Below are 22,090 nucleotides of genomic sequence, written 5' to 3'. Positions count from 1 at the left end.
CCTGTTTACGGCTGCAACAGCGGCATGGCCGCGGCGGGGTCAATCGGCTGGTAAGGTTGCAAAACCGTGTCGCGCTGTTCGCTCAGCACCCAGGCAAAACCGGAATACATCACCACCAGGCAGACCACCGTGAACAGCACTACCATCCACCCGGGCACGATGCGCACCATGTGGCGCCGCTGATCACTCAAGCCTTCCCAATGCGGCGATAACTCGCGTGGAACATCCCCGCGCAATTGGCGGATCTGGCGGTACAAGGCATCGCGGATGCCTTCCAACTCCAGCACACCACGGGTTTGAACGCGGTATTTGCCCTCAAAACCCAAGGCGAGGCACAGGTACATCAGCTCAAGCATAGGCAAATGCTTGAGTGGGTTTTTCGACAGACGATCCAGCAACTGGAAGAACTTCTCACCGCCAAAGGTCTCGTTATGGAGGCTGCTGAGCAGGCTCATCTGCGACCACTCGCTTTCATCGCCCCACGGTGTGGTGACTACTGCTTCATCAATCACCGAGCACAAGACGTAACGCGCCCCCATGACCAGGCTGCTTTCAACGCCATTGTGCAAAGCGCGCGCTTCGAAGTCTTTCAGACCGCGCGTCAGCCGTTCATTGAGTTCATAAAAGTCTTCACTGGTGTCGCTGTGCTTGAGGCGCACTACTTCCGAGAGCAACTCGCTAGCGGCGGCCACCAACGCATTGAGGCTGACGTTAAACGCTTCGGCCGGACGCAGACGCGCGGCGTAGATCATGCGTTCTTCCAACTGCTCAAAACGCGGCGGCGCAGTAAAGTCAGTCAGTGGTCGCGAATCCGAGCCATGGCCCTGACGGTCGAACAGTACGGTTTTATCGTCCTGATGGTGTTCCATATCCTTGATCATGTCGGTCAGTTCCTGATGGCCCAGAAATTCAGCTTAAGCTCGGCGAACTCACCGGAGACATGGAACGCGAAGCCGCCAGAGCGCTCCAGTTGCGCCAGGTCATCAGAACTGAGTTCGAGAATGAAGTAGGTTTTATTCGCGTGAAACGCAATCTGTCGTGGCGCCACCGGCAAGGGTTTGACCTTAATGCCAGGCAAATGCAGGTTGACCAGTTGGCGGATGCGCTCCACTGGGCCGACCTTCAGGTGCGCCGGTAAGCGTTGGCGCAATTCTTCGGAGTCGCAGTTGGCGCTGGCAGCCAATACGAACGACGCCGAACCCAACAGTTTGTGATCGTGCAACGGCGACACGATGATGCCGTACTGACGTGTCTGTAGGATCAACTCGATCGAATGCTGCTCCAGCACCATCGAGAGCACCTGGCGTATGGCGTCCATCAGTTTGCGGAAACTCGCGCCCTGGTCGCTGTGTTGGTAGCGGCTGTCGAGGCGTGGGCGCTTGGTGTCGCTGGAAAAGGTCGAGAGATCACCTAGCATCGTCAACAATGTTCGGTACAAGGCTTCGGGATGCACCTGCTCCAACCCCAGGTCGTGCCGTAGCAAGAGTTCGGTGCGGTTGATCAACTGCAGCATCATGAAGTCGCCGACTTCGGCGCCACCGACCTTACCGTTGGAACGAATCCGTTCAGCGATGGTGTCACCGCGATGGCCGAGCATGCTGACCACCTCTTTGAGGCACGACAGCAGGTAGCTGGAGGCATGGGTTTGGATATAGGTCGGCACGTAGTCAGGATCGAGGGTGATCAAACCGTCTGGCGTGGTGTCGAGCACTTCACAAATCTTCAGCTTCACGTAGGCCTGGTCGCTTTGTTGTTCACCCAGCAGCAGCTTGAAATCAGGACGTGCGCAACTGACCTGGCTGGCGGAATCATCACCGGCATTGGAGTCGGTGATCTCGGCGTCGTAGGCGGTGTAGCGTGCCAATACGTCGGATTGCTCCGCACGACGCGCCTCGATGTGATTGCCCGTAACCAGCGGCAACGCCAGATAGATCGGTGTATGGCCGGTGTTCGGCGGCACATCGAGTGCCAGCGGTTCGGTGTTGCCGCCCAGCTCGAACAGACTGCCGTCGGGCAGAATTCCCGAAGCCTGACTGATCACCACTTTGCCCATGTTGAGGAACTGCAAGTCGATTTCCAGGTTGAGAAAACCCCAGGTGTAGCCGCCCAGTAATTGAGTGCGCGTCTTCATCTGGTGGTCGTAGTAGCGATCGTTATGCTGGAAGTGCTGCGGGCGCAGCAACATGCCTTCCTGCCAAATGACTTTATGGGTATTCATGGTCAGTCAGCTGCCTTGGCGAGGGTTGCATGGGTGTTGCGGATGCCGCTCTGGTCCAGGGTCAGATCGACGTCGGTCGCGTCCAGCGGGGCCACTTGCAGGGTGTAGCGCCACTGGGTGTCTTTCAGGTCACGGTAAGCGGCGAGTACGCCCACATAGCGACTGCCCTCCTGAACGCTGAGTTTGAGTTCCACGGATTCCCCTGGGCGTAGTTCCATTTCTTCGCTGGCAACCATGTCCGGTGCCAGCGTTTCTTTGGCGCGCTCATACAGGCTGAAAAAGTCGGCGTTCTCGAACGACACAGGGTGCTTGAGTTCGAACAAGCGCACGACAATCGGCGATGGGCGCCCGTTGAGGTCCGGATTCAACTGATCACTGGCAGTCAACTTCAGATTAAGCTTGGTGATGTGCGAGTACGGCGACAACGACGAGCATCCGGCCACCAGCACCAGGGCGGCCAGTGCAGTCAGCGTCTTGAAACAAACAGTCGAACGGCGATACATGCACTTCATCCTTGATAGTCGGCGTTGAGGGTAGAAATCAGGCGGATTTGCTCTTCGTAAGCCTGGGCAAAATCCCGGGCCAACAGGCGCTCGCTCCAGTCATCGTCCTGACGCAGTGCCTGGTGGTAGCGTCCGAACGCTCTCCAGCGGCTGCCGGCGGTTGCGAACAAGGGTTTGTTATCGCGCTCGAAGCGCAAGGTCAGTTGCTGGGGCGAGAAATGCTCCAGGGTGCCGCGAACGGCGGCGCGGCTGGCGGTCAGCAGTGCGACCTGGTGGGCCTGCAAGTCCCGGAAGGCGCGCGAGATGGCCTGCTCGGCCGGCATCTGACCCGGTTTGCTCGGTTGCAACAGAATGCGCAGGACTTCACCGGCGTCGACGGCGAACTTCAATGGGTTCTTGTGCGTGCCCTGTGTGAGTGTCTGGGCCAGCCGCAGCTCGTTTTTCAGTTCGCTGCGAGTGCGCAGACTTTGTTGCAGGCCACTGATGCTCTGCTTGAGCAAGCGCGCGGCGTTCAAAGCCAAAGCTTCTTTGCCATCGTGGTCCAGGTCCTTGAGGTCGACGCCTAGGGCGGTACTGAACTGTTCCCAGAAACCATCGGCCTGGCGCTCGACAACTTTTACCGGCGCAGGTTCAGGGACCACCGGGGGCTCCACCAACTCCGGCACCATCAGGCTTTCCATATCGATACGCGCATAGTCGGCGCGCTGGCGGGCATCCTGAATCACGGTGCTGGGTGAGATCAGCTCTTCGATTTCAGAATACACACGCTCTTGCTGATCCAGCGCGTTCAGCGGGTCCAGGTCGAGAAACGCATCGTCAGGGATGATGCTGCCTGAGGCTTGTGGACGCCCAGTTTCCCCATCGAACATGGCCGGATCGCGGATCAGACGTGCACGAATCTCAAAGTCGCCTAATGCGTACAAGCTGCCATGCTCGATGCGCACCGCTTCACCTTTTCTCAGGCGTGCACCGCTGGCGCTGAGCTGAATTCCGTTGCTGCTGGTATCGGTAAGAAAAAAAGCGCCATTCCGATAACTGACCAGCGCGTGGTGGCTGGACAGATGACGCTTACGGTCGGAGATGACCCAGTCACAGTCATTGCCCCGGCCAATGACGCCGCCGGCCTGCTTGAAGGTCTTCTGGCAAAGCTCAGGGGGCACGAACTGCTTGGTGTTGAGCATTTCGAAAACCAATTCCATGGTGATACTCCTTCGCTCACTTGCCGCGATTGATCGCTTGCGGATCACCCAGGGGGCGGTAAGCAGCGTCGTTAAATTTAAAGTTGCCGCTGCAGCCACCCAAGCCACATAGAACAGCGAGGGTCAGCAGCACGGCTTGCCAGTGACGAACAGACATAAGAGGGTCTCCAGGGAACAGCAAAGGGCACCGACCTTGTGGGTGGCACGGTTAACGGAAAACACGTTGAATTCGAGCAGCTCAGGCCTGGCCATCGGCACTGCCCACGTTGATATTCAGGCGCCCAAGGCGGTAGATAAACGTGCGGCGTGGCAGGCCGAGTTCACGGGCGGCGTTGGTTTGGTTGCCGTCGTTCTTGCGCAGGCAATCGAGCACCAGGCTGCGTTCAACCTGATCAAGCCGTTCGCGCAGGTTCAAACTGCTGCTGCGCGGCAAGGCGTCCACACGCAAGGAGAAATGCTCAACCAGTAATTCGTTGCCCTCGCACAGCAGCAAGGCCCGCTCAACCAGGCCCTTAAGCTCGCGTACGTTGCCGGGAAAGGCGTAGCTGGACAGGTGGTCAAGCACCGCGCTGGACCAGCTCACCTCATCGCGTTGCAAAAATGCGCACGCCCGGTCGGCGAAGTGTCGAGCCAGCAACAGGATGTCTTCTTCACGATCGCGTAGCGCCGGCAACTCGATGGGGAACTGCGCTAAGCGGTAATACAGGTCTTCACGGAACTTCCCCGCACTGACCAGGGCCGACAGGTCGCGGTGCGTCGCGGCGATGATGCGCACGTCAACCTTGTGGGTGTCGTTGGAGCCCAACGGGCGAATCTCGCCTTCTTGCAACACCCGCAATAGCTTGGCTTGCAACGACAGCGGCATGTCGCCCACTTCGTCCAGCAACAGTGTGCCGCCGTTGGCCGCATCAAACAGGCCGGACCGGTCGCGATCAGCCCCGGTAAACGCACCTTTGCGGTAGCCGAACAACTCGCTTTCCAGCAGGTTTTCCGGCAGCGCCGCGCAGTTCTGCACGACAAATCCCTTGGAGCGACGCGGGCCACAATCATGAATGGCACGGGCCACCAGTTCCTTGCCTGTACCCGTCTCGCCCCGCAGCATCACGGTGTAGGGGCTGTGTAAGACCTTACTGATCAGCGAATACACCTGGCGCATGGCCGCACTAGTGCCGATCAAGCCATAGCCGCTGGCGCTGGGCGCACTGACCGGCAGCGCCTGCTGTTCAGTGCTCGGCCTGCGCAACCGTTGCAGCAGGTGGAAATGGCCAATGACGAACGAACCAAGTTGGCGAAAGGAATCGGCAAAGCCTTGCAGGTCGAGATTCTGGTGGCTGGCACACAACAGCACACCCTCTACTGCCTCCAGGCGATTAACCAAGGGTACGCATAGCAGCGATTCCCACGGTTTCACCTGACCCGGCAGAAAACTGGTCTCGTGCAGGCTGCCGCTCAACCCACTAAGGCCAATCACATGGTTCTGACACAGCACGAATTGCAGCAGTTGCTCGGCGTTGTAGTCCGCTGGCAGGCTTTGCGATTCACGGGGTTGTAGATTGCCCTTCAGGCACTCGGCATTCATCCCAAGGCGGGTGTGGGTCGCGTCCAACAGATACACCTGCGCCAGTTCGCAGCCACTGAGCTCGGTCAAGCCGCGCACGAAAGCACCCAGCAGTGCCGCACCGTCCGAGGCCCGTGACAGGCTGGCGAACTGGGCCAACAGCGCTTCGGCATACACCAGCGGTTGTGGCACGCAAGCAAACATCACACCCACCTCATGCAAACTCGCAGGTGACGCTGGCGTTGCCGTCCAGCGTGGCGTGGACACGCTTGAGGCTTTCGCCCGAGGCCATTGCGTCCAGCAAGCGATCGGCAACCAGCGGCAGCACGTGCAGGTCGAGCAAGTGGTCGATAAGCCGCGCGCCGCTGTCGCTTGGGGTGCAGCGTTGCGCCAGGTGATCGACGAGGTTCTGGCAGTAGGTAAAATCCAGCTGGCGACGGTTAAGGCGCTCGCCCAACCGACCAAGTTTGATCTCGATCAGCTCGCGCAGTACCGGACTGCTGACCGGGTAATACGGCACTACGCGCATACGCGCCAGCAACGCTGGCTTGAAGTGCTTACTGAGCACCGGGCGAATGGTTTCTTCGAGCACTTCGGCGCTTGGCCGCTCACCGTTTTCACACAGGGCGCTGATACGATCACTGCCTAGGTTTGATGTCATCAGGATCAGCGTGTTGCGAAAATCGATTTCGCGCCCTTCTCCGTCATTAGCCACACCTTTGTCGAAGATTTGGTAGAACAGGTTGAGCACGTCCGGGTCGGCCTTTTCGACTTCATCGAGCAGCACCACAGAATAAGGTTTCTGACGCACGGCTTCGGTGAGCATGCCGCCTTCGCCGTAACCGACGTAGCCTGGAGGTGCACCGATAAGGCGCGACACGGTGTGTTTCTCCTGGAATTCCGACATGTTGATGGTGGTAATAAAGCGATCACCGCCGTACAGCAGATCCGCGAGCGCCAGGGCCGTTTCGGTCTTGCCGACACCGCTGGGACCCACCAGCAGAAATACCCCCACCGGGGCGTCCGGCTTATTCAGACCGGCGGCGGTGGCACGCATGGAGCGATCCAGTGCATGCACCGCCTGTTCCTGGCCGCGAATACGCAGGCGCAGGTCGGTGGCGAAGCTGGCGACCTTCGCGTTGTGCTCGCGGGCCAGTTGCGCCAGCGGTACGCCAGTCCAGGCGCTGATCACTTCTGCGACCAAGCGTGGGCACACTTCAAAACTCACCAGCCTCTCCTTGACTTGCAATGCGGTCAGGGCGCTGTAGGTGTCGTTCAGAGCAGCTTCCAAGGACTCAACTGTGTCGATCACGTTGTTTTCAGCTTCTTCGGCGACAGGCGCCGCGGCGGCTTCCCGCGCTTGCGCCAGTTGTTGACGCAGTTCCAACAAACGTTCGGCCAACTCCTTCTGTTCAATCCAGAGGATTTCCAGCGCCGCCCGTTGCGCTTCAGCGTCTTCCAGACGCGCCTCCAGCGCCGCCAGTGCTTCGTGATCCACCGGCAAACCGGCTTCAGCATCACGGCGCAATGCCTGGCGTTGACGGCCACCTTCGGCCAGTTCGCCACGCAGGCGCTCGAGGCTTTCCGGCGCAGCTGCCAGGCTGATGCGCACGCGGGCGCAAGCGGTGTCGAGTACATCAACGGCCTTGTCCGGCAACTGCCGCCCCGCCAGGTAGCGCGCCGACAGCTCGGCAGACGCAACGACAGCATCGTCACGCAGATAGATGCCGTGGCTCTTTTCATAGACCTGTGCAAGGCCGCGTAAAATGGTCACCGCCTCATTGACGGTCGGTTCATGCAATTGCACCGGTTGGAAGCGTCGCGCCAGGGCCGGGTCTTTCTCAAAGTACTTTTTATACTCAGCCCAAGTAGTGGCAGCGATGGTGCGCAACTCACCACGGGCCAGCGCGGGCTTGAGCAGGTTGGCAGCGTCGGAGCCGCCCGCGTTACTACCGGCACCGATCAGCGTGTGCGCCTCGTCAATGAAGAGAATGATCGGTTTGGGCGACGCCTTAACCTCATCAATCACGCCTTTAAGACGGCGCTCGAACTCGCCTTTGACGCTGGCCCCGGCCTGCAACAGCCCCATGTCCAGCGACAGCAGCTCGACACCCTTCAATACCTGCGGCACTTCACCCGCTGCGATGCGCGAGGCCAGGCCTTCGACAATCGCGGTTTTCCCCACCCCGGCTTCGCCCACTACAATGGGATTGTTCTTTCGGCGCCGGGCAAGGATATCGATCATTTGCCGAATGGCGCCGTCGCGGCACAGCACAGGGTCGAGTTTGGCGTCGCGGGCCTGCTGGGTCAGGTTGTGGGTGAAGCGTTCGAGCAGCGACTCACCGGGGGCGGCAGTTTTAGCGGTAGCGGCTTTTTCCTGCTGGGACAGGGCGAATTCTTTGAGGCGGTCGATATTCAACTTCGCCAGCAACGACTGGTAGCGACTGCCGGCGTAGCGCATTGGGTTACGCAACAGTGCGAGGATCAGAGCAGCCTGTTCGACCTGGGTCTGGCCCAATTCGAGGTTGGCTACCAGCAAGGCGTCTTGCAGCCATTGCACCAGTTCCGGGGCAAACACCGGATTGCGCGAGGCGCTATGCTCTATGCGCGACTGTAGCGCGGCGCTCAATTCACCGGCATCCACTTCTGCATCCTGCAAGGCACGCGCAAGCAAACCTTGAGGGCGCTCAAGCAGACCGAGCAGCAAGTCTTCGACAAGGATCTTGCTGCCGCCGCGGGCAACACAACGCTCCGCTGAGCGCTCCAGATCGCGGCGGGTTTCGACGTCCAGCGCCTGTATCAGTTGCTGCAGATCTACGTTGCTCATAACGCTCACATCCTTAATGAATTTTGCTGCCCAGGGTGACGACACCGTCTGCGTGTTCGTGACCGAGCCAACTAGTCCAGCCCAGCCGGCAAGCGTTTTGTTCGCCAATACGCAACTCGCGAATTTCTTCGTGGCGCAGCACCAGCCGTATGTCGTAATCAAGCGGGTCACGCAGGGTAAATCGCACAAGCGCACACAGCGGCTGGTAACCGAAACCAATCGGCAGAAATTCGTGGAAGCGTTGCCAGTCCAGTTCGCGAATATGGATGCGAAATTTGCCACTACGGTCTCGCACGCTGTCACCCAGCACCACATTTTCACCGAGCACGGTGTTGGCCAAACTCAGGCAATTGCGCTGCTCGTGGAGGATCTCGACGCGGCGTTCGATGCACTGCTCAATGGTCAACTCGGCGTGCTTGAAGTAGTAACGCAGCACGGCCTCAATCAACGCCGCCGAGTGCGCCCGCAAGCTGAGCAGACCGAGGTACGGCAACAAGCGCTTCCAGTTCAGTTCCTTGGCGCGGCGGATCTCTTCGCCGCCCAAGCCAATCAGGGCAAACAGTTGTGTAGAAAACGGATCACTCGCGCCGCTTTCGAAACTGGCGCGGTAGCGATACTTCTTCCAGATCGGCAGCATCAGCCGTTGCAGGCGGTGGTGAAACAGATCCAGGAAGTTGCGGGTCGGGTTGCCGTCTTCGCTATCGCCCAATGCCTGCTCGCCATAAAACGCCGGCAGCGGCGACCCGGAGCCCACCAGGCCAATCAGGTTGAAGCGCAGGCGCGCGCGCATCTGCCCGCGCTCATGGAAAAACTCCACACGATCAACGTCACTGCCCGGGAAGCCCAAACTCGGATTGGCCTGGAATTCCAGCTGGTCGTACAAATCATCCTGACTGAGGTACGGATGCGCCTCGCGCAGCCGATCAACTACCAGCAGCACCGCCTGAAACAGCGAGTACTCGCGTATGCCTCGGCTCAGCGCGCTCAAAGAAGCGGCTGGAGGCCCATGCGGGGTGTCCATTGGTATACTTCTCCCTGTGTGCTTTTTACCCGCAGTTCGTGAAACGAATTGAGACTGGCGTAAAGCGCGAAAAACTCGTTAAGAACAGAGGCGAACACGAACAGGTCGCCCTCGCCGATATAGCCCTGCGGATCGATGGTCAGTTCGGTGCGCAAACCACGTACCGGCAGGCCGCGGTGCAGGCGGTCGACGTGGTGATGTTTGATGGACTTGAGTCCACCCAGCAGGCGCTTGCTGACCTTTTCTGCTTGCTGGTCGTAATAACGCGGCAAATCGTAGGTTTCGAGAATCACCTTCAAGGCGTCGACGTCAGCCAGCGACAGGTAGTTAAGCGACATATTGCTAATCAGCTTCCACAGAAAATCACGAGTCAGCGGCGGCGCAAAGCTCGACGTGGCAGGGGTGATGTTGCGAAAGCTGAGAAATTCCGGCGTCTCATCGCACGCCTGGTTGATGTCGCCTAGCTTGAGCTCGCGAGGCAGGTTCTGGTTCGTGCACATCAGCTCTATCGACAGGGTTTCGTGGGCTTCGGTGTGGCGGATGCCGAAGCTCAAGTAGGTGTCGAGGCCGTCGTGCAGCATCGAAGAACGCTGACGGATGCTGTAATGCGGGCGGCTGTTGGGCACGTCGAAACTGGGGTCGTGCTCAAAGGATTCAAACGGCACGTATTCCTGATAACCGAGCCCGCCAGGCTTCCAGCCTGTGACGCTTTCCACGGAGAACACGCCACAGTGTTCCAGGCAATGCTCAGAGGGCAACAGCAGGTACTCGTCCTGTTTGCCATCGAGACGAATCGGCAGCGCGTCATGCTTGAACAGATTGACGATGGGCGTGCAATGCAGCTTCACGTTGTCCAGGGTCGGCCGCATGCGCAGCACACCACTTTTACGAATGTCGAAGCGCAACTCCACACCGCGTATCTGCTTGAGGGTGTCCTCAGGCAACGCGTTGAGCAGGTCGAGACCGTTGACGTCGACGAAGAGAAACTTGTCCTGGAAGGCGAAGTACTCCTGCAGATAGCGATAACCTCGAAAGGTGTTGAGCGGGTATGGGATCAACGCTTCATCTTCGGCAAAGCCAACAGGCTGCACGCGGTCGCCGGGTAACTTGAACGCCATCGGCTGGCCGTTTACGCCATTGACTGGTTTTCCGGAAGCGTCCAGAGGCACTAACTCGACCCCGGCCAAGTTACGTAACAGGCTCAGGTAAAGCATCTGGCTGATATACCGCTCGCCGGTAAAATGCAGGCGCACTCGGCTCAAGGCCAGCTCACCGAGATGACCGTCTGAGCTCATCTCCAGGCGTAGGCTTAACAGCGAACCATCACCTTTTACCGAGTAGTTCAGGGCCGTCAGGTCCAGTGCCTGCACATCCGTCGGATAGCAGGTACGGAAACGGCAACACACGTCATTAATCGGCTGGCTTTCAATTGGCGTGTCGCGCTCGACCGTCAGCGCCGGGCCTGCGTGCTTCAACGGGTCGAACTGCAGAATGCTGAACGCCGGCAGCGGCCGCATGTAATTGGGCCACAGCAGCTGCATCAACGAATGGCTGAGTTCAGGCAGTTCGTCATCAAGCTTCTGACGCAAGCGCCCGGTCAGAAACGCAAAACCTTCCAGCAACCGCTCCACGTCCGGATCCCGCCCGGCTTGGCCGAGGAAAGGCGCCAACGCCGGGCTACGCTCGGCGAATCGACGACCTAACTGGCGAAGTGCGGTGAGTTCGCTTTGGTAGTAGTGGTTAAAAGACACGGGGTACCTGCCGGCTATTGAATCTCATAAAAAAACTGTCCTGTAGTGCACGACTGTCAGACTAGAAACTACGTAGCCGGCGAGGAATAGGTACGGTAAAAGCGCTACCCACATCACCATCAACCCGAATCCATCTAGCTGCCCGAAAAGCAACAACATAAGGCTGCCGATCAACCACGGCGCAGCGTAGAAAGGGATGAACGTCAGTGGTGCGCACCGGATTTTTTCAGAATCTGTTGTAGGGTTATTTTGCTCAGCGCTCGAGTTGCCCACGCGGCAAACGCGACATAGGCCGGGGTGCCAAACGCGGCGAATGGTGCAAGAAATCGGGCACATGGCTAGGCGAACGTAAATATTCATGTTGGTCGCACACCCTGCAAGCGCAGACCCACAAGGACGAAAATGAATGATTCAAAACTCACCGTGGACGCCCTCCTTTGCTTGGCGTAATTGGCACATAAGAATCGATAAAGAGGTAACGACCGTGCGATCCATAGAAACCGGCCATCGTCAGCGGTTTGCCATCGGGGGTTATGAAGCGCGCCAAGCCCTCGCGTTCGACCGTTGAGTCCACTCCCCGCACCTACGCGAAATAGTCCGGCGGATCCGACCGGGGAATCTCGATGTAATAACCACCGTCCTTGGCTCATCGCAACACCGCATCGGGGTGACCGGAAAAAACTGGCATTGAAGTACCGGCCGGGCTCATCGCGATGAAAAAGACTACGGTTGCAATGATGTTCAACGCACCGACAAGGCTCAGTAAATGCCGGAACCATTTCCACGCAAACAACCAATGCTTCATTTACTGCGTGCCCTGTTGCACGGTCGGCCAGCAGCAAAAATTAACAGTCTTTGAGAACATTCGGGACGGCTCACTCTCAGCGTTTTCACCGATATATCCGTCAGATATTTTTGTCAGCCCCGAATTTTCTAAACATAAACATTCAAACTCCATTATCGGAACGTATTTCAACCCAAAATTTATCATGACATCGGCCCATTTGAAAAAAACGCCGGAAGCAAAAACAACATCAACAAACTAATTACCCAAAGTACGAGCAGATAGTAGTTATCCGAAACTCTGCAGAGAGCCCAGCCTTTAATCACGCCAAGGCCAATCGCAAACTGCAACAACAAGAACGAGATAATTCCTAGAGGAACAGAAAGTAAATAACTATACGGTTCAGCAAACCCAAACCGGATAACCGCATAAATTTCGAACAATGCAAACGGTGCGATCAAAGCGATTGCGATGATAATCATTGCTCTGACTGCTTTTGCGTTACTCATCAACGCAAGCCCTGTGCATAGAGAGACTTTGCCAGTTCTAGGCGGCGCCGCTCACCTGAAGGACCGTCAATACCGTAGTAAAAATGTCCTACACCTTCTTTAAGTTCGCTGGACTCGGTCATCTGCGAACCGAGCAAAGGAGCATGCTCAGCCAAGTCGAAAAATGACATGCCTGCATGAATAGGGTCGCCATGCTCCTTCAAGTCAAGCACGATTACATGTTTGATCAGGGATTGCTCCCTAACTTCCCCGAGCATTTCTTCAGAAATTGGAGACCCTATCAATACAAGATAATCAACGCCCTGCCCTTTATCTGCGTAATAAAGAGCAGATTGTGCGGCTACCAACGATCCAAAGGAATAACCAATGAGATTAAATTGCCCCCCGCTTGGAATAGATCTGCTAACGCCTAACGACCTCAGACTCCAGTCCGCCTCAACGCTATAGGGCCCAATGTCCGACATGCCGTTAATTTTTTTAAGCCTGTAACGGTGCTTATTCACGCCCGCCACAGCATCAGCGTATTGACCTTCAGTATTACGTCCTACTACAGCGCCATTAATACCTACCATACGCAGTGACTTAACCTGGTCATCAATATAACCACCGGCCATCCCAGCACCGCCGAGGTAAACAGTCAGATCTTCTTCCAGCACGATATTTTTCGGTGTTCTGTCCGCGGTAGCGGTGCTGATGTTCGAAGCAACCTTTTTGAATATACCTGTTGATGTTTCCAATATGTCGGTCGTCATTTGCATCAATCCTCTGAGGCAACGTAAATATCGACTTTTTCCGCACTCGCGTGCCGAGCCACTCGATGAGTCAAACCTACATCACTGGTAACACCTTCCTCTTGAAGACCATTTTCTCGGATCAAGAGGTATCGGCGGCCCGCAATAGGCGTACCGCTTTTGTCAGTCAGGACAAACTGCTCATCAAAGCCAGGAAGAATCAAAGGCAACGGCGCAACAAACGGCGCAGGCGTATGCGAATTCCCAATAATCAACGTCCCCGACCCCGCCGTTACCTTATTACCATGGCTGCCTATGGAGCCCACCGTCGCAGCCGGCTTACCATTGATAAATACAGTCGTCGCCAAATCCCCCTCCAACGCTCCTCCGCATTCGGAAGCGTCACCCTGGCGAGCAGCCGGCAGGCCGTCGAAAAATACGTCGCTGGAACCCGCGGCAATTGGATTGGTACCGTGGCCGGGGAGCGGGCAAGCGGTAGGATCGGTAACGCGAGCTGCGGGTTTGCCGGACATACGGGTCTCCTTAGTTGACATTGACTTGACCGCTGCCATCCAGGCGCGCGGAAAAACTGACCTGACGCTTGAAACCTTCAACTTCCAACAGCCCTTCAATACTGAAGGACAGGCGAAGCTGATCGTGTTCACGCGGCAGGGAAATGACACGCACGTTGCTAAGTCGCGGCTCGTAGGCTTCGATAAAACTTTCGATGGCCAGGCGTGCTTGACTCAGGGAGTCGTGCAGACTCAAGCGCATGTCATTGAGATCGGGTAGCCCGTAGTCGGACAGCGTCTGCACGCTGCCCGCTCGGGTACTGAGCATCTTGGCCAGATGGGCAGCCACCGACGCCGTGGCGGACACCTCTCGGCTCCAGCCGACGCGTTTGTCCGCGTCGCCACCCAGGCGTTCGAAAAGGCTGCCGTATCCAGTCATGAGTTAGGCTCCGCTTACTCTTTGTCTAACTTGCCAACCAGCGACAAGGTGAAGTCAGCGCCCATGTACTTGAAGTGCGGACGCACGTTGAGGCTGACGCGGTACCAACCTGGCTCGCCGTCGACATCACTGACGGTGATCCGGGCTGCACGCAGTGGGCGACGGCCACGGACTTCGGCGCTTGGGTTTTCCTGGTCGGCGACGTACTGGCGGATCCACTTGTTGAGTTCCAGCTCGAGGTCGGTACGCTCTTTCCACGAACCGAGTTGCTCGCGCTGCAGCACTTTCAAGTAGTGAGCCAGGCGGTTGACGATCATCATGTACGGGAGTTGGGTGCCGAGCTTGTAGTTCAGCTCTGCGGCCTTGCCTTCTGCGCTGATGCCGAAGAACTTCGGCTTCTGCACTGAGCTTGCGGAGAAGAACGCCGCGTTATCGGAGCCTTTACGCATGGTCAAGGAGATGAAGCCTTCCTCGGCCAGTTCGTATTCACGACGGTCGCTAACCAATACTTCGGTAGGAATCTTGGTCTCGATTTCGCCCATGCTTTCGAAATGGTGCAACGGCAGGTCTTCCACCGCACCACCGCTTTGCGGACCAATGATGTTCGGACACCAGCGGAACTTGGCGAAACTGTCGGTCAGTTTGGTGCCGAATGCGTAGGCAGTGTTGCCCCACAGGTAATGCTCGTGGCTGTTAGCAACGGTTTCTTTGTACACGAACGATTTCACCGGATTTTCTTCCGGGTCGTAGGGGTTACGCAGCAGGAATCGCGGAACAGTCAGGCCGATGTAGCGCGAATCTTCCGACTGGCGGAAGCTCTGCCATTTGGCGAACTGCGGGCCTTCGAAGTGATCTTTCAAGTCCTTCAGGTCCGGCAGGCCAGTAAAACTTTCCAAGCCGAAGAATTTCGGACCGGCCGCGGCAATGAACGGCGCGTGAGACATGCAGGCAACGCTGGACACGTACTGCATCAGTTTCACGTCTGGCGAGCTTGGGGACATGAAGTAGTTGGCGATGATCGCGCCCACAGGCTGACCACCGAACTGACCGTATTCAGCGGTGTAGATGTGCTTGTACAGGCCCGACTGCATGACTTCCGGCGAATCTTCGAAATCGTCCAGCAGGTCGTCCTTGGAGACGTTGAGAATTTCGATTTTGATGTTTTCACGGAAATTGGTACGGTCAACCAGCAACTGCAAACCACGCCACGCCGACTCCAGAGACTGGAAGTCGGCATGGTGAAGAATCTCGTCCATTTGGCGGCTGAGCTTGGCGTCGATCTCGGCAATCATGCGATCGACCATGGCCTTCTTGACCGGCTCGCCACTGTTCTGCGGTTTGAGCAGTTCTTCAATGAAGGCAGACACGCCCCGCTTCGCGATGTCGTAGGCCTCATCGTCCGGAGTCAGACGGGTTTCAGCGATGATGCTATCGAGAATACTGAGTTCGCCGATGTCGACGCTTTTCTGCTTTGCTGCGCTAGTGCTCATGATGTTGGCTTCCTTGACTGATGGGGACTCAGGCGTCTGGGGCTGCGGCGTTCAGGCCCAGCTCACCCAGTACGCGACCGCGAGATTCGTCGTCGGCAAGGACGCCTTCGATGGCCTTGCGGAACGCAGGCGCATTACCCAGCGGGCCTTTGAGGGCCACCAGTGCGTCGCGCAGTTCCATCAGTTTCTTGAGTTCCGGCACTTGCTCAACCAGGCTGGCAGGGTTGAAGTCCTTCATCGAATTGACGCGCAACTTCACGGCCAGTTCTTCAGTGTCGCTTTCGTCCTGAAGACGGTTCGGCACGCTCAACGTCAGTTGCAGCTCCTGCTTGGCTAGCACTTCATCGAAGGTCATCTTGTCGATGCTGATCGGCTTGCGATCCTCGACTTTGCGCTCGTCTTTACGGTGGGTGTAATCACCAACGGCCAGTAGTTTCAGCGGCAGCTCAATTTCTTCCTGAGCCCCACCGGTGGCAGGTTTGAAAGTGACGTTGATGCGTTCCTTGGGGGCTACAGAGCCTTCTTTGGCCATGAGTTTTCTCCTTATTGTGGCCGTGAGGCCTATTCGAGCACCACTTCAAGATCGAGGTGGCACAGCCTGCGATAAATCTCTTCCTTGCGTTCGCGCACCGCGTGGTTTTGCGGCAACAACTCGCAGCAGCTATGCAGCAGATGGAGCACTTGCAGCGCAAGATCCGGTTCCCAAGCGTGAAGACCCGAGTCCTGTAATGTTTGGTCGAGCGTTTCGAGTTGGGTCTTGGCCAGTTCGTATTTCTTGGCCATGAAACACAGCCGTGCTAAGGCGAACTGCCAAAAAAACCGGACTCGACCACCCTGCGCGCTCTGCAGGCCCTGCTTGAGTATCTGCACGGCAGCCTTGAGACCGTCTTTGCGCAAGATCGGTAAGACCTCTTCCAACGCAAGTTCCCAGGCGGACTGTGTATGGGAGACTTCCACCTTGCGCGGTACACTGTTGGTCTGCAGGTGTGGCATCACGTTGGCGCTGATCCAGGCACGTGTGGCGGGATCGGCGAAAGGTACGCCGTCGTGAAAGCGTAATTCGATGATCCCGGGTAAACGTTGAATCAACAGCGCGAAATGAATTTCGACCTCACGCATCGCCTGGTCGGCGTTAAGCCCTTGAAGGCATTCCCAGACCATTCGCTGGCCATCGAACCAGAACGGCGCCTTAGCCAAGCTCGCCTCCAGCTCTACCAGCAGATCCGCGTACTGCCCCTGGTCGTAGCGGCCCTGATAGGACTTGAGCTTGTCCGCCGGTAGCCCGCGCAACGCAGTGATGTGTTCGGCGTTACGCTCAGGCAATGCGTCGACGGGCAGCCATAACAGTGCGCGATTGAGGCGTAAGGCGCGCTGATCGGTAGCTTTTTGCTTGAGCCACCACGCACACAACGGACGGGCATTTTCCTGCTGGGCACGCAGGGCCTTATGGGCTTCTTTCTCGTTGTCGATTGGCGCGCCGGGGGTGAACAACTGAGTCGCAGCATGCTTGACCTGTGCCACTGCAGCGCCCACTAGCCCAGGCTCCGGCTGATTGTCGGCGGCGCGCTGGACCATGCTTTTCAAGCGACGAGAAATCGGCAGCAGCAACGGCGCGTCATCGCCAAGATGCTCGGTGCAAGCAGCGTCGAGGCCTTCAAGATGCTCTGCCAGACGACGGAACAGCGGCAGCTGCTCTTTGATCGCGATGTTTTCGTTCAGCACCTGCTCAAGACGCGGCACCAACCAACTGATAGCAGCGGAGCGAGTGCGAGGCTTGTTTGGATGAACTTCAGGCCAGTGATTTTCACAGAGGTAGTGCAACAAACCAAGTCCGGCCAGCAACCCCTGCAAGGATTCGCGCTGGTACAGCGCCCAGGTCAACCACGCACCGACACGCAGATCCTTGGATTGAGTGCGCAGCAGGTGTTCACTGTTTTCGCAGATTTTCAGCCAGTCAATCTGACCGCTCTCGTGCATGGACGAGGCTTTACCTAGCTCACTTTCTAACCCTTCATATTCGCTTGAAAAGCGAACGTCCTCGCCCGCGAAACCCTCTTTGGAAACAGAAGTTTTTGCGAGTTCGAGGTAATGAGCAGCAAGCTTGTTTGAGTAGGACATTCAAACCTTAACGCAATTTACGCCGGCGGCCACACACCAGCGAACACCAATTCGGGATGCCAACCCTAGCGCGAATGGAAATTTGAACAACTCAAAAACCGTGAAAAGCGATTAATACTCCGTGAGTACGCCGCCGCTCTGCGGGCTGCGCACAGCGGTGGCCGCCAACTGCAAACAGATCCGTAAGGCGCGCAGAACGCTCACTCCACGAGCAGCAGCACGCCGATTCCATGACCAGGAATATGGATCAGGGTGGGGAAGTCGCCGCTACGCAGGATAGGTTGGTTGCTGCCGCCCTCCGCCAACGGGTAGTCGGTTTGGTGCCGCTCCACGGCTTGCCACCGACACTGCTTGGCGAGTTTTTTTTCAGATCCGCGCCCGATAGCGGCAATCCTCAAACACAGGACTGAACTCGGCGGTAAATTGGATTCCCGCAACAGGCTTGGCTTTTTGAATCACAGCCCCGGCGAATCGCTGCACTGGTTCGAGCGCGGAAATGCATGGAGAGCAGGTTGAGGACCGGGTGATCCGCTGCCAGCTGGAAATTCCGCTGGCTGTGGCTGAACGGCAAATAGTGAAGAACCGTCACTAAAGTCATGGAAATACGGGACAAGCGCTCATATAGAAACCTGATGCAATCCTCGCAAAGACGATGAATGCACCCTCAATGGCAATAAACAGCCGAAGGCGAGGCATAAGCCGTACCTGCCTGCGATCTACGAACGGCTGGCACTGAATGTCAGCGGACACCGCGAACATCCGAGTTGTTACGACAAACACGATAAGCCGGTGAGGACATCACTAAAATAAAAAGGCGTGGAGCATGCCGAGCCTTTATTTTTATTTCCCGAGGATGGGATGCAACGGACCCTGCGACCTAACGCCCTCCAAATAAGAAATTTCCTACACGCATCGTATACCCCCACAACAACCGTCCAAGTTTTCATACATTGCCGATTAATCCACATTCACCACTTATGGCAAGTAGTTGCACACTTATTTGTGGACAAGCCTGTGGACAGTTCCCTGCAGCACCTATATCTATTGGCGCTCAGACGAGTGCGCAAGAAGTTGCACACTACTGCGCAAGAAGTTGCCACATATTCGGCTTTAGACCTAAGAAAACATCACCGCCGCCCCTGAAAATCCAATCATCTTATTGATTTAATTACTAAATAAATAACATGGCACGATGTTTGATAGTTAATACTGCCCGCAGGGCGATTTCGCCTCCCGGGCACTCTTATTTTTCCAGCAAGGAGCATCTCCATGGCTACACCAGCGTACATGTCCATCACCGGCACCAAACAAGGCCTGATCACCGCCGGTGCCTTCACCGCTGACTCGGTAGGCAACACCTACCAGGAAGGTCATGAAGACCAGGTCATGGTTCAGGGTTTCAGCCACGAAGTGATCATTCCACGTGACCCGCAGTCCGGCCAACCGACCGGCCAGCGTGTGCACAAGCCGGTCAAGATCACTAAGGTCTTCGACAAGTCTTCGCCGCTGCTGCTGTCGGCCCTGACTTCCGGCGAGCGCCTGACTGAAATCACCATCCAGTGGTACCGCACCTCCGCAGCCGGCACCCAGGAACACTACTTCACCACCAAGCTTGAAGACGCAATTATCGTCGACATCAAGGACTACATGCACAACTGCCAAGACCCGGCGAACTCGCACTTCACTCACCTGGAAGACGTCGAATTCACCTACCGCAAAATCACCTGGACCCACGAAGTTTGCGGTACTTCGGGTTCGGATGATTGGCGTTCGCCGGTCGCTGGCTAACCCTAGCTGATCGTTGAAAACATCGGCCAGCCCTGCTGGTCGATGTTATTTTTATCATTGCATGACACAAGGAACAAGGGATGTTCGCGCCGGCTAATCAGACTTACTTCAGACTGACCATCGAGGGGCTGGCAAACGACCTTCAAGTCTTATCATTGACTGGTCGCGAGGCTATCAGCCAACCGTTCGCGTTCGACGTCGAGCTGGTCAGCGAGCAACCGTCCCTCGACCTCGCAACCCTGTTGCACAAGCCCGCTTTTTTGCAACTTTCAGCTAACGGCAACGGTATTCACGGCCAAATCTGCCGCGTTGCCCAGGGCGACTCTGGCAAGCGCCTGACCCGTTACGCCGTAACGCTACGACCGCAACTATCCAACTTGGCGCATCGCATCAACCAGCGCATCTTCCAAAACCTCAACGTGCCTAAAATCATTGGCCAGGTCCTCGAAGAGCATGGCATCCAAAGCAACGCCTACGTATTCAACGTCGGTGCGATTTATCCCGAGCGCATTTACTGTGTTCAGTACGAGGAGTCGGACCTGCAGTTCATCCAGCGCCTGTGCGAGGAAGAAGGTATCCACTACCACTTTCAGCACAACGCCACGGCCCACAAACTGGTATTCGGCGATGACCAGACGGTGTTCCCGAAACTTAAGCCCACGGCCTACCAGCTAGACTCCGGCATGGTAGCGAACGATCCGGTCATCAAACGTTTCGACCTGCGCCTGGAAACACGAACCAGCTGCACCACCCGCCGCGACTACGACTTCGAAAAGCCGCGCATCACCCTCGAAGCCGAGAAGCGCGGCGGCGCCCTGCCCGACCTCGAAGACTACGATTACCCCGGTCGATTCATCGACCGCAAACGCGGCAAACACTTGGCCCAGCGCGCGCTTGAACGCCATCGCAGTGACTATCAGCTCGCCGAAGGAAAAAGCGACCAACCGCTGTTAGTCAGCGGCCACTTCCTGGCCCTGACCCAGCACCCAAAAGCCCGCTGGAACGACCTATGGCTGCTGGCCGAAGTCTTCCACGAAGGCAAACAGCCCCACGTACTTGAAGAATCGGTTACCAGCGACACCGCAGCGCTCAAGGACGACTTCCACCAAGGGTATCGCAACCGCTTTCTGGCGACGCCCTGGGACGTACCAAATCGCCCGCCGTTGAATCACCCCAAGCCGCGCATCCTCGCCAGCCAAAGCGCGGTGGTCACCGGCCCCAAAGGTGAGGAAATCCACTGTGATCAGTACGGCCGCGTCAAAGTGCAATTTCACTGGGACCGTGAAGGCCAGGGCGACGACAAAACCAGCTGCTGGCTGCGCGTCTCCTCTGCTTGGGCTGGCGCGCATTACGGAGGCATCGCCATCCCACGTGTGGGGATGGAAGTATTGGTGACCTTTCTGGAAGGCGACCCGGACCAGCCGCTCATAAGCGGGTGCCTGTACCATAAGGAAAACGTCGCCCCCTACGAGCTGCCGACTAACAAAACGCGCAGCACCTTCAAGAGCCTTAGCTCACCCGGAGGCGGCGGATTCAACGAGCTGCGCATCGAAGACAAGAAAGACCAGGAACAAATCTTCCTGCATGCACAACGTGACTGGGACGAGGACATCGAGCACGACCAAAAAATCCGGGTCGGCAACGAACGTCACGACACCGTTGAAGCCAACACCTACAGCGAATTCAAGGCCGAGGAACACCACACGGTCCATGCTGACCGCAAAGTGGAAGCGCAAGCGGATGACCATTTGACGGTTGCGGTGAACCAGCACATCAAAATCGGTACCTTGCAATGCATCGAAGCCGGACAGGAAATCCACTTGAGTAGCGGCATGAAAGTGGTGCTGGAAGCTGGCAGTGAGCTGACGCTCAAAGCCAGTGGGAGTTTTATCAAGATCGACAGCAGTGGCGTGATAGTCAGTGGACCTGTGGTCAATGTGAACTCCGGAGGCAGTCCAGGCAATGGGGCCGGAGCGACGCCTTTGTTGCCGGTCCGTTGAAGCAAGCGTATATGAGTAGGCAATTGTTGGTGCCGGCGCAGCGGCAGACGGTGATAAATAAGAAGCCTAATTGTGCGATTTTCGAGCCTGCAATCTGGAGGCACGAAAAAATGCCTAACGCACTATGGTCGCTGAGAAATGGATTGCCTCAAAGCCTACCCTTCGACGGGACAGACCGCCTACTCGGCCTGCTTGATCAACAGCAGTACCAATGTGGTCACATCGCGGGCTTTGCTGTTGTAAGCATTCAGCGCCTGCTCGACCTGCAGTTGCGCCTGCTCCCAAGCGGCGCGATCGTAACGGTCAATACCCACCAGCACTTTACCGGCATCGACCCATGCGGCCTTAGCGTCTTGCGCGGCGCCCAGAAAAAACTTGAGCCGATCACTGTCAATCATCGCCATGATGGGCGCTCCTTATCCGCCCTGCGCGACTTCAACTTAATCGCCATAGGCAGCGTTAGCCAACTTGCGTAGTTCATACGCTTCGCTGGCATCGATCAGACCCAGAGTTTTCAACTGATAGACCTCACGGCGTAACTCACGATGCCAAGCATCCAGGGTGCCGGTGTTTAAGGGATTGCTTAAACGTTCGTACCAATTCGCCAAGCGGCGGGCCTTTTCGTCGTGTTCACTCATGATC

At 57.0% G+C, this 22,090-nt stretch carries 20 protein-coding genes and 1 pseudogene; 2 read left to right on the top strand and 19 right to left on the bottom strand.

Translation table 11 applies throughout. The features are described 5' to 3' along the window. Nucleotides 1-5 precede the first annotated feature (5 nt). The 17 genes from icmH to tssA all read right to left on the bottom strand — a co-directional run bounded on the left by icmH (nt 6) and on the right by tssA (nt 17,660). Entirely contained in the window at nt 6-881 is an 876-nt protein-coding gene (gene icmH, locus ACI77I_RS25795) for a type IVB secretion system protein IcmH/DotU (RefSeq protein WP_406998971.1), read from the bottom strand. A 5-nt stretch (nt 882-886) separates the two neighbouring features. After that, the gene (gene tssK, locus ACI77I_RS25790) at nt 887-2,218 is read right to left on the bottom strand and encodes a type VI secretion system baseplate subunit TssK (RefSeq protein ID WP_406998969.1); all 1,332 of its coding nucleotides are present in this window, start codon (nt 2,216-2,218) and stop codon (nt 887-889) included. A gap of 2 nt (nt 2,219-2,220) precedes the next feature. Next, the gene (tssJ, locus tag ACI77I_RS25785) at nt 2,221-2,721 is read right to left on the bottom strand and encodes a type VI secretion system lipoprotein TssJ (RefSeq protein WP_406998967.1); all 501 of its coding nucleotides are present in this window, start codon (nt 2,719-2,721) and stop codon (nt 2,221-2,223) included. A gap of 5 nt (nt 2,722-2,726) precedes the next feature. Next, nucleotides 2,727-3,920, bottom strand: a complete 1,194-nt coding sequence (gene tagH / locus ACI77I_RS25780) for a type VI secretion system-associated FHA domain protein TagH (RefSeq protein ID WP_406998965.1) — start codon at nt 3,918-3,920, stop codon at nt 2,727-2,729. Nucleotides 3,921-3,936: 16 nt separating this feature from the next. Continuing rightward, on the bottom strand, nt 3,937-4,077 hold the full coding sequence (locus ACI77I_RS25775) for a type VI secretion protein (protein WP_406998963.1): 141 nt from the start codon (nt 4,075-4,077) through the stop codon (nt 3,937-3,939). A gap of 81 nt (nt 4,078-4,158) precedes the next feature. Then, a complete protein-coding gene (locus ACI77I_RS25770) occupies nt 4,159-5,682 on the bottom strand; it encodes a sigma-54 interaction domain-containing protein (RefSeq protein WP_406998961.1) in 1,524 nt (507 codons plus the stop codon). Between the two features lie 10 nt (nt 5,683-5,692). Further along, complete coding sequence (gene tssH, locus ACI77I_RS25765; RefSeq protein ID WP_406998959.1) at nt 5,693-8,305, bottom strand: type VI secretion system ATPase TssH; 2,613 nt, start codon at nt 8,303-8,305, stop codon at nt 5,693-5,695. A 13-nt stretch (nt 8,306-8,318) separates the two neighbouring features. Continuing rightward, nucleotides 8,319-9,326 (bottom strand): type VI secretion system baseplate subunit TssG, encoded by a 1,008-nt coding sequence (gene tssG / locus ACI77I_RS25760; protein ID WP_406998957.1) that lies wholly within the window; start codon nt 9,324-9,326, stop codon nt 8,319-8,321. After that, nucleotides 9,290-11,077: a type VI secretion system baseplate subunit TssF gene (gene tssF / locus ACI77I_RS25755; protein WP_406998955.1), complete on the bottom strand. Its 1,788-nt coding sequence runs from the start codon at nt 11,075-11,077 to the stop codon at nt 9,290-9,292. The genes tssG and tssF overlap by 37 nt, the downstream gene beginning before the upstream one ends. A gap of 646 nt (nt 11,078-11,723) precedes the next feature. Beyond that, a complete protein-coding gene (locus ACI77I_RS25750) occupies nt 11,724-11,882 on the bottom strand; it encodes a hypothetical protein (RefSeq protein ID WP_406998953.1) in 159 nt (52 codons plus the stop codon). A gap of 182 nt (nt 11,883-12,064) precedes the next feature. Beyond that, on the bottom strand, nt 12,065-12,370 hold the full coding sequence (locus tag ACI77I_RS25745; RefSeq protein WP_406998951.1) for a hypothetical protein: 306 nt from the start codon (nt 12,368-12,370) through the stop codon (nt 12,065-12,067). Beyond that, complete coding sequence (locus ACI77I_RS25740) at nt 12,370-13,122, bottom strand: hypothetical protein (protein WP_406998949.1); 753 nt, start codon at nt 13,120-13,122, stop codon at nt 12,370-12,372. Before ACI77I_RS25740 ends, ACI77I_RS25745 begins: the two co-directional genes overlap by 1 nt. A gap of 5 nt (nt 13,123-13,127) precedes the next feature. Next, nucleotides 13,128-13,634, bottom strand: a complete 507-nt coding sequence (locus ACI77I_RS25735) for a PAAR domain-containing protein (protein WP_406998947.1) — start codon at nt 13,632-13,634, stop codon at nt 13,128-13,130. Between the two features lie 10 nt (nt 13,635-13,644). Continuing rightward, nucleotides 13,645-14,052, bottom strand: coding sequence for a type VI secretion system baseplate subunit TssE (gene tssE / locus ACI77I_RS25730; protein WP_103299247.1), 408 nt, complete (start codon nt 14,050-14,052; stop codon nt 13,645-13,647). A gap of 14 nt (nt 14,053-14,066) precedes the next feature. Continuing rightward, a complete protein-coding gene (gene tssC, locus ACI77I_RS25725; protein WP_406998944.1) occupies nt 14,067-15,542 on the bottom strand; it encodes a type VI secretion system contractile sheath large subunit in 1,476 nt (491 codons plus the stop codon). Nucleotides 15,543-15,570: 28 nt separating this feature from the next. Beyond that, entirely contained in the window at nt 15,571-16,074 is a 504-nt protein-coding gene (tssB, locus tag ACI77I_RS25720; protein ID WP_177034934.1) for a type VI secretion system contractile sheath small subunit, read from the bottom strand. A gap of 29 nt (nt 16,075-16,103) precedes the next feature. After that, nucleotides 16,104-17,660: a type VI secretion system protein TssA gene (gene tssA / locus ACI77I_RS25715; protein ID WP_406998942.1), complete on the bottom strand. Its 1,557-nt coding sequence runs from the start codon at nt 17,658-17,660 to the stop codon at nt 16,104-16,106. Nucleotides 17,661-18,929: 1,269 nt separating this feature from the next. Here tssA and ACI77I_RS25710 point away from each other — a divergent pair. Next, nucleotides 18,930-19,448 (top strand): Hcp family type VI secretion system effector, encoded by a 519-nt coding sequence (locus ACI77I_RS25710; RefSeq protein WP_177034932.1) that lies wholly within the window; start codon nt 18,930-18,932, stop codon nt 19,446-19,448. 80 nt (nt 19,449-19,528) lie between these two features. Then, nucleotides 19,529-21,522: pseudogene (gene tssI, locus ACI77I_RS25705) on the top strand (type VI secretion system tip protein TssI/VgrG); the annotation flags it as partial. 105 nt (nt 21,523-21,627) lie between these two features. On the opposite strand, the gene ACI77I_RS25700 reads toward tssI, so the two are convergent. Then, entirely contained in the window at nt 21,628-21,852 is a 225-nt protein-coding gene (locus ACI77I_RS25700; RefSeq protein ID WP_177034930.1) for a hypothetical protein, read from the bottom strand. 36 nt (nt 21,853-21,888) lie between these two features. Further along, the coding region (locus ACI77I_RS25695; RefSeq protein ID WP_406998939.1) for a hypothetical protein at nt 21,889-22,090 on the bottom strand (202 nt) is incomplete at its 5' end.

The sequence above is a fragment of the Pseudomonas sp. D47 genome (genome assembly GCF_045447305.1).
Classification (GTDB): Bacteria; Pseudomonadota; Gammaproteobacteria; order Pseudomonadales; family Pseudomonadaceae; genus Aquipseudomonas.
Note: the sequence above shows the minus strand (reverse complement) of the source record. Positions and strands in the feature narration are given on the sequence as shown.

Bases quoted from the DNA above. Each gene is read 5' to 3' on its own strand.
- tssJ (WP_406998967.1), bottom strand. From the start codon at position 2,721: ATGTATCGCCGTTCGACTGTTTGTTTCAAGACGCTGACTGCACTGGCC.
- tssH (WP_406998959.1), bottom strand. From the start codon at position 8,305: ATGAGCAACGTAGATCTGCAGCAACTGATACAGGCGCTGGACGTCGAA.
- ACI77I_RS25745 (WP_406998951.1), bottom strand. From the start codon at position 12,370: ATGAGTAACGCAAAAGCAGTCAGAGCAATGATTATCATCGCAATCGCT.
- ACI77I_RS25740 (WP_406998949.1), bottom strand. From the start codon at position 13,122: ATGACGACCGACATATTGGAAACATCAACAGGTATATTCAAAAAGGTT.
- ACI77I_RS25775 (WP_406998963.1), bottom strand. From the start codon at position 4,077: ATGTCTGTTCGTCACTGGCAAGCCGTGCTGCTGACCCTCGCTGTTCTA.
- ACI77I_RS25710 (WP_177034932.1), top strand. From the start codon at position 18,930: ATGGCTACACCAGCGTACATGTCCATCACCGGCACCAAACAAGGCCTG.
- tagH (WP_406998965.1), bottom strand. From the start codon at position 3,920: ATGGAATTGGTTTTCGAAATGCTCAACACCAAGCAGTTCGTGCCCCCT.
- tssA (WP_406998942.1), bottom strand. From the start codon at position 17,660: ATGTCCTACTCAAACAAGCTTGCTGCTCATTACCTCGAACTCGCAAAA.
- ACI77I_RS25735 (WP_406998947.1), bottom strand. From the start codon at position 13,634: ATGTCCGGCAAACCCGCAGCTCGCGTTACCGATCCTACCGCTTGCCCG.
- tssB (WP_177034934.1), bottom strand. From the start codon at position 16,074: ATGGCCAAAGAAGGCTCTGTAGCCCCCAAGGAACGCATCAACGTCACT.
- ACI77I_RS25770 (WP_406998961.1), bottom strand. From the start codon at position 5,682: ATGTTTGCTTGCGTGCCACAACCGCTGGTGTATGCCGAAGCGCTGTTG.
- tssK (WP_406998969.1), bottom strand. From the start codon at position 2,218: ATGAATACCCATAAAGTCATTTGGCAGGAAGGCATGTTGCTGCGCCCG.
- tssG (WP_406998957.1), bottom strand. From the start codon at position 9,326: ATGGACACCCCGCATGGGCCTCCAGCCGCTTCTTTGAGCGCGCTGAGC.
- icmH (WP_406998971.1), bottom strand. From the start codon at position 881: ATGATCAAGGATATGGAACACCATCAGGACGATAAAACCGTACTGTTC.
- ACI77I_RS25700 (WP_177034930.1), bottom strand. From the start codon at position 21,852: ATGGCGATGATTGACAGTGATCGGCTCAAGTTTTTTCTGGGCGCCGCG.
- tssE (WP_103299247.1), bottom strand. From the start codon at position 14,052: ATGACTGGATACGGCAGCCTTTTCGAACGCCTGGGTGGCGACGCGGAC.
- ACI77I_RS25750 (WP_406998953.1), bottom strand. From the start codon at position 11,882: ATGAAGCATTGGTTGTTTGCGTGGAAATGGTTCCGGCATTTACTGAGC.
- tssC (WP_406998944.1), bottom strand. From the start codon at position 15,542: ATGAGCACTAGCGCAGCAAAGCAGAAAAGCGTCGACATCGGCGAACTC.